Below are 14215 nucleotides of genomic sequence, written 5' to 3' on the forward strand. Positions count from 1 at the left end.
AAGATGACTGCTTTTCCCGGCATCCTCTCAGGCGACATTTTTTGGGTTACAGGAGTGGAGGATTCCTCTGAACGTGGCCGCGCTTCGCTGCTGAGCGCTCTTCCTTTTCAAACCGGCAATGCCTGATACGATGCATCAATCTGATCAAGATATTCGCAATCGCCTGCTGATTGCCCGCCTGCCGGCCATGCCGCAGATCCTCCTCAAACTGATCGCCCACCTGCAGGCCGACGATGCCGGCATGCCGGAGCTGGCCGCGCTGATCGCCAAGGATGCGGGCATGACCAGCAAGATCCTCGGCGTAGCCAGCAGCTCGGCCTACCATCGGCAGAGCAAGGTCGTCAGCCTGGAACAGTCGCTCGTGTCGCTGGGCACGGACATGATCAAGACCCTGGTCATCAGCGAATCCGTCTTCCAGACCTTCAACAGCTTTCCCCATTCCGGCAGCACGGATTTGCGCGCCTTCTGGAAAAGTTCGCTGTCGGCCGCCGTCATGGCGCGCGCGCTGGCCAAGGCCATGGCCTATCCGCACGTCGAGGAAGCATATCTGGCCGGCTTGCTGCACAACGTGGGCCGCCTGGCCCTGCTGGCCACGGCGCCGAAGGAATACGCGTTCAATTTCACGGCGCGCGACGATGCCGCCCTGTGCGCGGTGGAGCAGCGTACCTTGCAGATCACGCATGCCGAAGCGGGCGCCTGGCTGATCGAGCGCTGGCATCTCGATTCCTTTCTGGCCGACAGCGTGCTGTATCACCATGAACCGCTGGCGCGCCTGGAAGCGAGCCATCCCCTGATCCGCATCGTGCGCCTGGCGCACCTGCTGTGCTGCCATGCCGACGATGCGGAGTCGATCACGCAGGCGGCAAGCCTGTGCGCGCTGGACGTCGAGACACTGGACGAGCTGGCCGGCAGCGTCGCGCGCCAGGTGGAGCAGGCCGCGCAGCACCTGGGCATCGACCTGGCCGGCGCGGACGATATCGCCACGCCGCCCGCCTATGCGCCGCCAGCCGTCGATCCGGTGCAGCGGCGCCTGTCCGACGAAGTGCGCAATATGGTGCTGGTGTCCGAAGTGGGCCAGACCTTCGCCCGGCAGCAGGGCGAGAGCAGCCTGCTCGAAGCCATCACGCGCTCGGCGCGCATTCTGTTCGATTTCGACACCGCCGTCATCCTGCTGCAAAACCCCACCGGCCATGCGCTCGTCGGCGTGGCGGCGGGCGAACATCAGCAGCGCCTGGCCGGCTTCTCGATCCCGCTGGCCAAGGGCGGCCTCCTGGCCGCCTCGGCGCTGGAGTGCCAGCTGGCGTTCCTGAAACGCGACATGCCGGCGCTGGGCATCGTCGAGGAGCAGCTGTTCCGCATTCTCGGTACCGATAGCCTGGTCTGCGTGCCCTTGGCGTCGGGCCAGCGCAGCCTGGGCGTGCTCATTGGCGGCGTGGCGGCGTGGCAGATTCCCGCTTGCCAGAAGCGCGAGGGTTTTCTGCGCGCGTATGCCAACCAGGCCGCCACGGCGCTGGAAACGGCCATCCGCGCGCGCGGGCTGGCGCGGCGCCAGCTCGATCACGTGACCGAGGAATACCGCGCCGCGTCGCGCCGCGTCGTGCACGAAGTGAATAACCCGCTGTCCATCATCAAGAACTATCTGAGCGTGCTCGATCACAAGCTTGAGAAGCAGGAGCCGGTGTCGGGCGAAATGGCGATCCTGAACGAGGAAATCGACCGGGTCGGCCAGCTGATCGGCGGCCTGGCCGATCTGCAGCCGGCGGCGGCCAGCGGCGTGACCGATTGCGCGCGCGTGGTCGACGATGTGCTGCGCCTGTTCCGCGCCACCGACTTCCTGCCGCCGAAGATCGAGGTGGTCACGCGCATGCAGGACGCGCCATGCGAGGTGGAGGCCGATGCCGACATGCTCAAGCAAATCCTGCTCAACCTGCTGAAAAACGCCGTCGAAGCCCTGCCTGATGGCGGACGCATCGAAGTGGCGAACCGTGGCCACGTGAACCGCGACCGCCGCCTGTACCTGGAGCTGTGCGTCAGCGATAATGGCGCAGGCCTGGCGCCGGACGTGCTGGCCAATCTGTTTTCCCCAGTGCGCAGCAGCAAGGCAGGCGCGCATCACGGCCTGGGCTTGTCCATCGTGCATGACCTGGTCACGCGCCTGCATGGCGTGATCGGCTGCCGCAGCAGCAAGTCCGGCACCTCGTTTGAAATTTTACTGCCCATTCCCTTGCCGGCAAGCGCTGCAGCCGCGCTGCCCTCGCCCGGCAATACCGCCATGTCTTCGTAACGTCCATGAACTCCTCCGCCATTCCGTTTGACCTGGAAAACAGCCCGCGCATTTTGCTGGTCGACGACGAGCCCCGCCTGCTCGCCTCTCTCCACGAATTGCTGAAGGACCGCGGCTACCAGCTGCACACGGCCACCTGCGGCAGCGAGGCGCTGGCGCAGTTGTCGAAACTGCGCTTCGACCTGATCCTGCTCGACTTGCGCCTGCCCGACATGAGCGGCCATGAAATCATGGACCACATCAACCGGCGCGGCATCGAGGGCGACGTGATCGTCATGAGCGGCGACGTCGGCATCGAGGCGGCCATCGGCGCCCTCAAACGCGGGGCCTACGATTATCTGCGCAAGCCCTACAGCCGCGAGGAGCTGCTCAAGACGGTGGAGAACGCGCTGCAAAAGAGCCAGCTGGCGCTGGAGAACGAGCGCATCGCGCTGCAGCTGGAAAACTCGGAAAAGATGTACCGCTACCTGGTCGACAGCTCGCCCGACATCATCTATACGCTGAACCACGAAGGCCGCATCACCTTCATCAACGACAGGGTGCACCAGTTGCTGGGCTTTAGCCGCGAGGAGCTGATCGGCAGCCATTACTCGATTCTCGTGCACGATGAAGACCAGGAGCGGGCGCGCTATGCCTTCAACGAGCGCCGCCTCGACGAGCGCGCCTCGCGCAATGTGGAACTGCGCCTGAAGTGCCATAGCGGCAGCGGCAGCGACCGGACCTTCAACAACACCCTGATGACGATTCCGCTCAACTCGATCGGCATGCACGGCCACGACCAGGAAGCGAAAAAGCAGGAGTACTTCGGCACCTACGGCGTGGCGCGCGACATCACCGACCGCAAGCGCGCCGAGGAAGTCATCTCTTACCAGGCCTATCACGACATCCTGACGGACCTGCCGAACCGCATGCTGTTCAAGGACCGCCTGGGGCTGGCCGTCATCCAGGCGCGGCGCAAGCTGACGGAACTGGCCGTGATGTTCATCGACCTCGATCGTTTCAAGCTGGTCAACGACACCCTGGGGCACGTGAAGGGCGACGAGCTGCTGCAGCAAGTGGCGCTGCGCCTGAAGGATTGCCTGCGCCGCGGCGATACCCTGGCGCGCCAGGGCGGCGATGAATTCACCATCGTGCTGCCGGAACTGCGCGACCGCCAGGATGCGCGCCTGATCGCCGACAAATTCCTCGAATGCCTGCACCAGCCGTTCGACCTCGATGGCAACCAGGTGCATATTTCAGCCTCCATCGGCATCGCCATCTATCCGGGCGACGGAGAGACCATCGACGAGCTGCTGCGCCACGCCGACATCGCCATGTACCAGGTCAAGGCGCTGGGCAAGAACGGCCACAGTTTCTATCACGAGTCCATGCTCGACGTGTCGCACCAGAAGATCGCGCTCGAGCAGAGCCTGCGCAAGGCGCTGGAGCTGAATCAGCTGGAGATGTATTACCAGCCGCAGGTGGATGTGATGACGGGCCGCATCGTTGGCGCCGAAGGCCTGATGCGCTGGAACCACCCGCAGCGGGGCTTGCTGACGGCCGGCGAATTCCTGCCGTTCGCCGAGGAAAACGGCTTGATGCTGCCGATCTCGGACTGGATGCTGGGCGCCCTGTGCCGCGACCTGGTGCAGTGGAACGCGGCTGGCGGCGAAGCCGTGCGCCTGTCGCTCAATTTGTCGCCGCAATACCTGGACCGGGGCGACTTTTTCGAGAAGATGCGCGGCGCGCTGACGCGCTACGGCATCGCGCCGGAAAAGATCGAAGTCGAGATCACGGAAAACATCTGCATCCGCAACCCGCAGTACGCGATCGAGCAGTTGAACAAGCTGTGCCAGCTGGGCGTGTCGGTGGCCATCGACGATTTCGGCACCGGCTATTCCTCGCTGTCGTACCTGCATCGCTTCCCCATCCACACCATCAAGATCGACCAGTCGTTTGTGAAGGAAATCCACGACGAGCACGGACACTATCCCGTCATCCTGGCCATCATCTCGATTGCGCGTGGCCTGGGCCTGCACCTGATCGCCGAGGGTGTGGAGACGGAAGGGCAGGCGCGCTACCTGCAGGACAAGGGCTGCACCACGATGCAGGGCTATCTGTACCACCGGCCCATTTCGCTGGGCAGTTTTATCGGCGTGCTGCAGGAGCAGAACCGTCTGATCGCCGATGCCGCTCCCGCGCCGTCCCCGACGCTGACCATCGAGGCTTGACCGTGTCGCTTGCCGATCCCCGCTACACGGCTGCTCATTACACGGCTGACTACCTGCGCCTGAAAGGACTGGCCGAGAAAGGCAATGCGAACGCCCAGCATAGCCTGGGCTTCATGTATTTCAATGGCCAGGGTATCGGGCAAAGCTATGCGCTGGCGCTGCACTGGTACGGCCTGGCTGCCGCGCAGGGACTCGAGCATGCGCAATACAACCTGGGCGTGATGTGCCAGAAGGGCCAGGGCGTGCCGCAGGATTTTGCGCAGGCGGCGCACTGGTACCAGCAGGCGGCCGAACAGGGCTACGCGGCGGCCCAGTACAACCTGGGCTGGCTGTATGCCAAGGGCCAGGGACTCGCGCAAGATAGCGGGCAAGCCATGCTGTGGTTCAGCCGCGCGGCGGAGCAGGGCGACGCGGGCGCGCAAAACAACCTGGGCATGATGTATGACAATGGCAAGGGCGTGCCGCAGGACTTCGTGCAAGCCATCGCCTGGTACCGCAAGGCGGCCGAACAGGGCTATGCACGTGCGCAGTTCAACCTGGGTCTGCGCTACGACAATGGCCAGGGCGTGCGCCAGGATCGCCAGCAGGCGACGGCCTGGATGCGCAAGGCCGCCGAGCAGGGCTATGCGCCGGCCCAGTTCAACCTGGCGCTGCGCTATGAAAATGGCGACGTGCTGCCGCAGGACAGCCGGCAGGCGATCGCCTGGTACCGGCGCGCGGCCGAGCAGGGCCACGCCAGTTCGCAGTTCAACCTGGGCCTGATTTACGACAATGGCCAGGGCGTGCCTTGCGATAAACAGGCGGCGCTGGAGTGGTATGTCAAGGCGGCGGGACTGGGGCATGCGGCGGCCCAGCACAACCTGGGCCTGCATCATGAACATGGCGCCCACGATTACGCGCAGGCGCAAGCGTTTTACCGCCAGGCCGCCGAGCAGGGCTTTCCCGCCGCGCAGTATCAGCTGGGACTGCTGCATGAGCATGGACAGGGCGTGCCTGCCGATGCGCAGGAAGCCATCTTCTGGTACCGCAAGGCGGCCGACCAGGGACATGTGCGCGCGCAGTTCGACCTGGGCCTGCGCTATGAGCATGGCCAGGGTGTGCCGCAGGATCTGTCGCTGGCGCTGGAATGGTACCGCCGCGCCGCCGAGCAGGATTACGCGCCGGCGCAATACATGCAGGGCGTCTTGCACGACCGCGACGATGGTCCTGCACCCGACAGCCAGCAAGCCTGCGCCTGTTACTGCCGCGCCGCCGCCCAGGGTCACAGCCTGGCCCAGTTTGCGCTGGGCCTGCGGCACGACAATGGCCAGGACGTGCCGCAGGACTATGCCGCCGCCTGGGACTGGTATGCGCTGGCCGCGCGCCAGGGCCATGCGCGGGCGCAGATGAATCTGGGCCTGATGGCGGCCAGCGGCCAGGGCGCTCCGCTCGATTTGCAGCAAGCGTATATCTGGCTGTCGATGGCCTCGGCGGCCGGCGTGGCCGGCGCGGAAAAATCCCTGCGCCAGACGGCGGCGCGCATGCGCGAGACGGATCTGAACCAGGTGCGCGAACAACTGGCGGCGATAGCAGGCTAAGTCATGCAGCCAGCGTTAGCGTGCGCGGATACGACAGCAGGTGTTGTATAGTCCTTTCCCCTCGCCATCTGTGGCCTCCTTGTTTCCCCCGGACGAAAAAATTGCTGCGGTATTTGCAGTTTTGATGTGCTAAGGTTCCGGAAGAAGGTGGTCTGTCTATTCTTTAGAAAGGAAAACCATGCGCCTGAACTCTTTCCCTGGCCGTCCGGCCGCCATCCTGTGCGCGCTGGCACTGCTGTCGTCCGGCGCAAGCGTCGCCGGCCCCCTCGATGCCCTCAGCAACCAGGATGCCAGCAATGGCTTGAAAGCGGCACTGGAAGCCGGTTCCGCTGCCGCCGTAGCGAAACTGGGTGTCGAGAATGGCTTCCTGAACAATGACAGGGTGAAAATCAAGCTGCCCGGCATCCTGGAACAAGCCAAGCCCTTGTTGAAAATGACGGGCCGCGGCCAGCAGCTGGACGACCTGGTGGTGTCGATGAACCGTGCCGCCGAGTCTGCCGTGCCTATGGCCAAGCCCTTGCTGCTCGATGCGGTGAAGTCGATGAGTGTGACCGATGCGAAAAATATCCTGTCCGGTGGCGACACCTCCGTCACGGATTTTTTCCGCCAGAAAACATCGGCGCCCCTGGCCGTCAAATTCCTGCCCATCGTGAAATCCGTCACCGACCGTTCCGGCCTGGCCAGCAAATACAACAGCACCATGAGCCAGATCGGCAAGACGGGTTTGGTGCCGCAGCAGCAAGCGACGGTGGAAGGCTATGTCACCGACCGCGCCCTCGACGGCTTGTACCTGATGATCGGCGAAGAAGAAAAAGCCATCCGCCGCAATCCGCTCGAATATGGCAGCAAGATCATTGGCAAGGTCTTCGGCAGCCTGAAGTAAGCACCACCACCGCGAAGATTTGCTCGCCGCATTCCGTTTGGCGTAAAATGCAGGCTTCGCGGGTGTAGCTCAATGGTAGAGCAGAAGCTTCCCAAGCTTACGACGAGGGTTCGATTCCCTTCACCCGCTCCATTTTTCGCTGGCGCCTGGCTTGATGCGGCGCGGCTACTTATTTCTCCATTCCCATGTCTTCTGATACCCCAGCAAACGGCCCGGCGCGGCCGATGATGTACGATCCGACCGAACACCGCATCCGCAGTTTCGTCACCCGCGCGGGACGGCTGTCTGTCGCGCAGGCGCGCGCGCTTGAGACTCTGGGGCCGCAGTTCCTGTTGCCATTCGGCAAGGAGCCCATGGACTTCGAGCAGGTGTTCGGCCGCAAGGCGCCCGTGATCCTGGAAATCGGTTTTGGCATGGGCGCGACGACGGCGCATATCGCCAAAGCCATGCCGGAGAAGGATTTCATCGGCGTCGAAGTGCACACGCCTGGCGTCGGCAGCCTGCTGAAGCTGATCGGCGAAGAGTCGCTAACGAATCTGCGCCTGCTGCAGCACGATGCGGTGGAAGTGCTCACGCACATGATTCCCGCCAATTCGCTGGCCGGCATCCATGTGTTTTTCCCTGATCCATGGCACAAGGCGCGCCACAACAAGCGTCGTTTGATCCAGTCGCCATTCGTCAAGCAATTGACCGACCGCCTCGCGCCGGGCGGCTATCTGCATTGCGCCACTGATTGGGAAGATTACGCGGTGCAAATGCTGGACGTGCTGGGCGCCGAGCCGCAACTGCGCAATAGCGCCGATGCTTATGCGCCGCAACCGGCATATCGTCCGCTGACCAAGTTTGAAAATCGCGGCTTGAAGCTGGGCCATGGCGTGTGGGATCTGGTGTTCATCAAGAAATAAACACATTATGGCGGCTTGCCCACCCCTGCCATTTGCATAAAAATGAAGCCTGCCGCAGCAATGCGGCGGGCTTTTTTATTACTTGCGCAGCCTTGTGCGGGCTTGGCAAAGCGGGGAAATTCCGCTAGTCTTATCTTTTTTGCATTGATTGATATTATGTCCAAGAAAATACTCGTGACCGGCGCATCCGGTTTCATCGGTTCGCATACCTGTGTCGAATTGCTGGCTGCCGGTTTTGATGTGGTCGCGGTGGATAATCTGTGCAATAGCGCGCGCGAAGCGATGGCGCGCGTGGAGCGCATTGCCGGCAAAAGCATCCCCTTCTATGAAGCGGACGTGCGCGACCGCGCGGCCATGGCCGCCGTCTTGCGCGAGCATGCCATCGATGCGGTGATCCATTTCGCCGGCTTGAAAGCCGTGGGCGAATCCGTGGCGCAGCCACTGATGTATATGGATAACAATGTGTCGGGCACCGTGGCGCTGCTGGAAGTGCTGGCGGCGGCGAACGTGAAGCGTTTTGTGTTCAGCTCGTCGGCCACCGTGTATGGCGATCCGGAAGCCTTGCCGATCGTGGAATCGTCGCGCCTGTCCGTGACCAATCCGTACGGCCGCTCGAAGCTGATGGTCGAGGAGATCCTGGCCGATCTCGTGCATGCCGATGCGCAGTGGCAAGTCGGTGTGTTGCGCTACTTTAATCCCGTCGGCGCGCATGCCAGCGGCTTGATCGGCGAAGATCCGGCCGGCATCCCGAACAATCTGATGCCCTTCATCGCCCAGGTGGCCGTGGGCCGCCGCGAGCGCCTGGCCGTCTTCGGCAACGACTACGACACGCCGGACGGTACGGGCGTGCGCGACTACATCCACGTGGTCGACCTGGCGCTGGGCCATGTGGCGGCGTTGAACCGCCTGTTCTCCACCGAGGGCGGCTTTACCGTCAACCTGGGCACGGGCCACGGCTACAGCGTGCTCGATACCGTGCGCGCCTTCGAGGCCGCCAGCGGCCGCAAGGTGCCATACGACATCGTGCCCCGGCGCCCCGGCGACATCGCCAGCTGCTACGCCTCGGCCGACAAGGCGAAGCAATTGCTGGGCTGGCAAGCGCAGAAAAACATCGACGACATGTGCCGCGACCACTGGCGCTGGCAGCACCAGAATCCGCAAGGCTACGCGGCGTAAAAAAGTCTGCCAGATACAAAAAATCCCGCTCACACGCAAGTGTGGCGGGATTTTTTTAACAGCGCCAGTAACTCAATGGCACCTGAAAAATGTCTGGGGCTAGGCGCAAAGCCGAAGACAGTACACTAGTACGGCGAGGCGAAGCAACAACGCCCCAGGCATTTTCGCAGGCAGCCATTTGGCGCCTGAAAAATGTCTGGGGCCAGGCGCAAAGCCGAAGACAGTACGCCAGTACGGCGAGGGGCAGGCAACAACGCCCCGGGCATTTTCTCAGGCAGCCATTATGGATACAGGCCGCGTACTTCGCGAGCCTGCAGCACGCGCGTGCACGCCAGGATGAAGGTGGCGGTACGCATCGACACTTTCTTCTCTTGCGACACTTGCCATACCGCGTCGAACGCTTCGCGCATGATGCGGGTCAGGCGGCTGTTGATTTCTTCTTCCGTCCAGAAGAAGCTCGAGAAGTTCTGCGCCCACTCGAAGTAGCTGACGGTCACGCCGCCGGCGTTGGCCAGCACGTCCGGCACGATCAGCACGCCGCGGTCGGTCAGGATGTCGTCCGCTGCAGGCAGGGTCGGGCCGTTGGCGCCTTCCAGGATGATCTTGGCGCGGATGACTTGTGCGCGTTCGGCCGTGATCTGCTGTTCCAGCGCGGCCGGAATCAGGATGTCGCAATCGATGCCCCAGAAATCTTCGCGCGGCACGAATGCCTCGGCGCCCGGGAAGCCTTCGACGCTGCCCACTTCGGCCACGTGTGCCAGCAATTGCGGGATGTTCAAGCCGCCGGAATGCACGACGGTGGTCTTGTGATCCTGTACCGCGACCACTTTCGAGCCGGCTTCAGCGAACATGCGTGCAGCGACGCCGCCCACGTTGCCGAAACCTTGCACGATGACTTTCGCGCCTTCGAGCGACATGCCGACCTTGGCGGCCGCATCGCAACCGACGACGAATACGCCGCGGCCCGTCGCATCGCGGCGGCCCAGGCTGCCGCCCAGCGAGATCGGTTTGCCCGTTACCACGCCGGTCGACATATTGCCGCCGATCATGGCGTAGCTGTCCATCATCCACGCCATGACTTGTTCATTCGTGTTGACGTCCGGCGCCGGGATATCCTTGTTCGGTCCGATGATCATGCTGATCTCGCTCGTGTAGCGGCGCGTCAGGCGTTGCAGTTCGTTGCGCGACAGGGTCTTCGGATCGACACGGATACCGCCCTTGGCGCCGCCGTATGGCACGTTGACCGCTGCATTCTTGACCGTCATCCAGGCCGACAGCGCCATCACTTCCGACAGGGTCACGTCCTGGTGGAAGCGCACGCCGCCTTTGCCCGGGCCGCGCGACAGATTGTGCTGCACGCGGTAGCCTTCGTAGTGGGCAATGGTGCCGTCATCGCGCTCGATAGGCACGTCGACCGTCAGGATGCGCTTTGGACGCTTCAGCGTTTCCACCCAGCGCGACAGGTTGCCCAGGTACGGCGTAACGCGGTCGATCTGCTCGAGGTAGACGCCCCATGGGCCCAGGTCTTCAGGATTGAGGTAGGAAGGAAGTGCGTGCTTGCTGGTCATGCTTGATAAGCTCCTGGACAAAACGGTGGTGTAATGCCGAAAAATCTACTGCGCGTCGTGCTTTGCGGCCGGCGATGCTCGCTGTACCTTCGTACAGCTGCGCTTCTCGGCCACAAATCACTGCCGCTCGCTACGATTTTTGCTGGCATTCAAAAATGCTGTGGTAGGCGCAATCAATTGAGTTGCGCGCAGCGGAACCGCATCGTAGGCGATAGCCTCATGCCCCGGCCAATGCTTTGTGCGCATCCGGTTATGCATTTATTGCATAGTTAGGAGGTCAGGATGGAATGGTGGTGACAGCCGCGCGCCGGCGTTTTTTTCCGCTGCGCGCGGCGCTTTCCTGCACCTGCACCAGGTATTGCCACAGGCTTTCGACGATCTGCTTGCCGGGGCGCAGGCTGGACGGGCGCTCGCGGTACAAGCGGATTTCCAGCTCGATTTCCCAGCCAGGCGCGCCGCCGTCGGCGCGTGCCAGGTGCTTGTATTTGACGTCGCGCATGACGGCCGATTCGGGCAGGAAGGCGATGCCGCGGCCTTCCAGCGCCATCATTTTCAAGCCTTCGGCCATGTCCGTTTCGTAGCAGGTTTCCAGGAACAGGGGCGCCTTGGCGTCGGCCAGCAGCAGTTCCACCATGCGGCCCAGGTAGGCGTTGTTGGTGTAGGAGAGGAAGGGCAGCGGCTCCCTGGCGCTGCCGGGCAGGACGAAGTCCGGCACCTTGTCCTGGCCGCAGCGCGCATACGCGCGCAGGGTTTCGCGGCCCATCACCAGCATGTCGTAGCGGCCCGGATCGAGCTGCACCGGCTGGCGCGGATGGTGATAGCACAGCAGCAGGTCGCAGCCGCCGTCGACCAGCTGCAGTACGGCGTCGTGCACGTTCAGGGCCATCAAACGGCTGTTGATCGGCGCAAAACCTTCTTCCAGCGCCGTCAGCCATTTCGGCATGAAGGTCAGCGACAGGGTGTGCGGCACGGCGAAGTCGACGCTCGTTTGCGTGGCCGCGCGCTTGCCGCGCAACAGGGCGCGCACGCCGTTGATCTGCCCCAGCATTTCCAGCGCCTGCTCGTAGAACACGGCGCCAGCGGGCGTCAGCCGCGTCGGGTACGAGGTGCGGTCGACCAGGTCGATGCCGAGCCAGTTTTCCAGCGACTGGATGCGCCGCGAAAAGGCCGGCTGGGTCACGTGGCGCAGGGCCGCGGAACGGCTGAAATTATGCGTTTCAGCGAGCGAGATGAAGTCTTCCAGCCATTTGGTTTCCATCGCGGCGGCGTTCTCTTGTCAAGGGCAGGGGCTAGGTGGAGTGGTCAGGGCGTCTCGGCCGATGCCGCCGGCCGGTACAGCGATGCCGGCAGGCCGAAGAAGGAGGGCGGACCCAGGGTCGTGCCATCGAGCGAGCCACCCGCGTTCAAGGCCTTGTTGATGGCCGACAGCAAGGAGCTGCGGTCGGCGAGATTTTTGATCAGGGCGCGCGGGCCGTTGTGGAAAGTATGCTGGGCGATATCCGCGGCGACGACAAAGATCGGCTCGCGGCGCAAGGGGAACTCCACCCATTCGCCGTCCTCGTCCTGGGCGCGGAAGGTGGCGGGCAAGGTCATGTTTTCGGCGCCGGGAAGGTGCGACACCAGCACCAGGCCGAAGGCTTCCGGCACCACGTCGGCCAGGCGACGCACCGTCAGGTCGTCGCCGACCAGGGTACGTACTTGCGCTTCCACCGCGTCTTCTGCGTCAGGCTGGGTGCCGAGGATTTTCACGGCCTGGTAAATCAGGTCGGGCGAGAGTGCTTCCATTAAATCATCTCCAGGATCATGGCGACGATTTCGTCGCCGTACGAGGCCAGTTTTTTCTCGCCCACGCCGCTCACGCCGCGCATCTGCTCGAGCGAGGTGGGCTTGGCCTTGGCGATTTCGCGCAGGGTGGCGTCGACGAAAATCACGTAGGCGGGCACGTTGTGGGTGCGCGCCGTTTCCACGCGCCACCAGCGCAGTTTGTCGAAGATCGCCTGCTCGCTGGTAGACAAGTCCGTCTCGACATAACCCTTCGCCACGCTGGTGCTGCGCTTGCTGGTTTTCACCGGTTTCTGGTACTGGCGCAGCTGCACCTTCTGGCCGCCCTTGAGCACGGGGCGCGAGGCGTCCGTCAGTTTCAGCGAGCTGTATTGTTCATGGTCGACCGAGACGAGGCCGAGCGCGATGGCCTGGCGCAAAATCGATTTCCATTCCGCTTCGCCCAGGTCCGAGCCGATGCCGAAGACCGACAGCGAATCGTGGTGCCAGGTCTTGATGCGTTCCGATTCCACGCCGCGCAACACGTCGATCACGTGGCCGCCGGCGAAGCGCTGGTCGACGCGGTAGATGGCCGACAGCAGTTTTTGCACGGGCACCGTGCCGTCGAACGACACGGGCGGCACCAGGCAGGTGTCGCAATTGCCGCACGGCGAAGCCGGTTCGCCGAAGTATTCGAGCAATCGCATGCGGCGGCAGCTGAGCGTTTCGCACAGGCCCAGCATGGCGTCGAGCTTCACGCCCAGCACGCGCTTGAAGGTGTCGTCCGCTTCCGATTCGTCGATCATGCGCCGCTGCAGCACCACGTCCTGCAAGCCGTACGCCATCCAGGCGTTGGCGGCCATGCCGTCGCGGCCCGCGCGCCCCGTTTCCTGGTAATAGCCCTCGATGCTTTTCGGCAGATCCAGATGCGCGACGAAGCGCACGTCGGGCTTGTCGATGCCCATGCCGAAGGCGATGGTGGCGACCATGACGATGTTTTCCTCGCGCAGGAAGCGCGCCTGGTTGGCGCTGCGCTTGGCGTACTCCATGCCGGCGTGATAGGGCAGGGCGCGGATACCGCTCTGGTTCAAAAATTCCGCCGTCTCTTCCACCTTCTTGCGCGACAGGCAGTACACGATGCCGCAGTCGCCCGCGTGTTCCGTGTTGATGAAGTCGAGCAGCTGCTTGCGGCCATTCGCCTTTTCCACGATCTGGTAGCGGATGTTCGGGCGGTCGAAGGACGAGACGAACTGGCGCGCGTCCTCGAGCTGCAGGCGCAGGGCGATCTCGGCGCGCGTCTGCGGGTCGGCCGTGGCCGTGAGCGCGATGCGCGGCACGTCCGGGAACTGCTCGTGCAGCACCGACAGCTTGATGTATTCGGGGCGGAAGTCGTGGCCCCACTGGGCCACGCAATGCGCCTCGTCGATGGCGAACAGGGCGATCTTCGAGGACTGGAACAGGTCCAGGCAGCGCTGCGTCATCAGGCGCTCGGGCGCTACGTAGACGACGTCGATGCCGCCCGTGCGCACCAGGCGCTCGATGCGGCTCGCTTCTTCGTAGGTCTGCGTGGAATTGAGGAAGGCGGCGCGCACGCCCACTTCCTCGAGCGCGTCGACCTGGTCCTGCATCAGGGCGATCAGCGGCGAGATGACGACGCCGACGCCGTCGCGCAGCAGCGCGGGAATCTGGTAGCACAGCGACTTGCCGCCGCCGGTGGGCATCAGCACCAGCGCGTCGCCGCCATGGCTGACGTGGTCGACGATGTCGGCTTGCTGGCCGCGGAAGGCCGGGTAGCCGAAAACGGTTTGCAGCAGGTGCAGCGCGCGCTGGTTAAGATCTTGATTCATAGTG

General features: G+C 63.5%; 10 protein-coding genes and 1 tRNA gene. 7 read left to right on the plus strand and 4 right to left on the minus strand.

All coding sequences use genetic code 11. The features are described from left to right. Window positions 1–130: 130 nt before the first annotated feature. The 7 genes from IGS60_RS00585 to galE all read left to right on the plus strand — a co-directional run bounded on the left by IGS60_RS00585 (window position 131) and on the right by galE (window position 9035). Entirely contained in the window at window positions 131–2284 is a 2154-nt protein-coding gene (locus IGS60_RS00585; RefSeq protein ID WP_230501758.1) for an HDOD domain-containing protein, read from the plus strand. Window positions 2285–2289: 5 nt separating this feature from the next. Next, a complete protein-coding gene (locus tag IGS60_RS00590) occupies window positions 2290–4494 on the plus strand; it encodes an EAL domain-containing protein (protein WP_070220512.1) in 2205 nt (734 codons plus the stop codon). Between the two features lie 2 nt (window positions 4495–4496). Beyond that, window positions 4497–6071: an SEL1-like repeat protein gene (locus IGS60_RS00595; protein WP_230501760.1), complete on the plus strand. Its 1575-nt coding sequence runs from the start codon at window positions 4497–4499 to the stop codon at window positions 6069–6071. 178 nt (window positions 6072–6249) lie between these two features. After that, window positions 6250–6954, plus strand: a complete 705-nt coding sequence (locus tag IGS60_RS00600; protein ID WP_230501762.1) for a DUF4197 domain-containing protein — start codon at window positions 6250–6252, stop codon at window positions 6952–6954. Between the two features lie 58 nt (window positions 6955–7012). Next, a tRNA-Gly gene (locus tag IGS60_RS00605) sits at window positions 7013–7086 on the plus strand. A gap of 92 nt (window positions 7087–7178) precedes the next feature. Further along, window positions 7179–7859, plus strand: a complete 681-nt coding sequence (gene trmB, locus IGS60_RS00610; RefSeq protein ID WP_230501765.1) for a tRNA (guanosine(46)-N7)-methyltransferase TrmB — start codon at window positions 7179–7181, stop codon at window positions 7857–7859. A 156-nt stretch (window positions 7860–8015) separates the two neighbouring features. Beyond that, the gene (galE, locus tag IGS60_RS00615; protein ID WP_230501768.1) at window positions 8016–9035 is read left to right on the plus strand and encodes a UDP-glucose 4-epimerase GalE; all 1020 of its coding nucleotides are present in this window, start codon (window positions 8016–8018) and stop codon (window positions 9033–9035) included. A gap of 281 nt (window positions 9036–9316) precedes the next feature. On the opposite strand, the gene IGS60_RS00620 is transcribed toward galE, so the two are convergent. The 4 genes from IGS60_RS00620 to recQ form a co-directional block, all read right to left on the minus strand. Further along, entirely contained in the window at window positions 9317–10603 is a 1287-nt protein-coding gene (locus IGS60_RS00620) for a Glu/Leu/Phe/Val dehydrogenase (RefSeq protein WP_070220497.1), read from the minus strand. A gap of 277 nt (window positions 10604–10880) precedes the next feature. Then, the gene (locus IGS60_RS00625; RefSeq protein ID WP_230501770.1) at window positions 10881–11861 is read right to left on the minus strand and encodes a LysR family transcriptional regulator; all 981 of its coding nucleotides are present in this window, start codon (window positions 11859–11861) and stop codon (window positions 10881–10883) included. A 44-nt stretch (window positions 11862–11905) separates the two neighbouring features. Continuing rightward, the gene (locus IGS60_RS00630) at window positions 11906–12388 is read right to left on the minus strand and encodes a hypothetical protein (protein WP_230501772.1); all 483 of its coding nucleotides are present in this window, start codon (window positions 12386–12388) and stop codon (window positions 11906–11908) included. Further along, window positions 12388–14211, minus strand: coding sequence for a DNA helicase RecQ (gene recQ / locus IGS60_RS00635; RefSeq protein ID WP_230501774.1), 1824 nt, complete (start codon window positions 14209–14211; stop codon window positions 12388–12390). Before recQ ends, IGS60_RS00630 begins: the two co-directional genes overlap by 1 nt. Between the last annotated feature and the right edge of the window lie 4 nt (window positions 14212–14215).

This window comes from Janthinobacterium sp. FW305-128, assembly GCF_020858135.1.
Classification (GTDB): domain Bacteria; phylum Pseudomonadota; class Gammaproteobacteria; order Burkholderiales; family Burkholderiaceae_D; genus Janthinobacterium.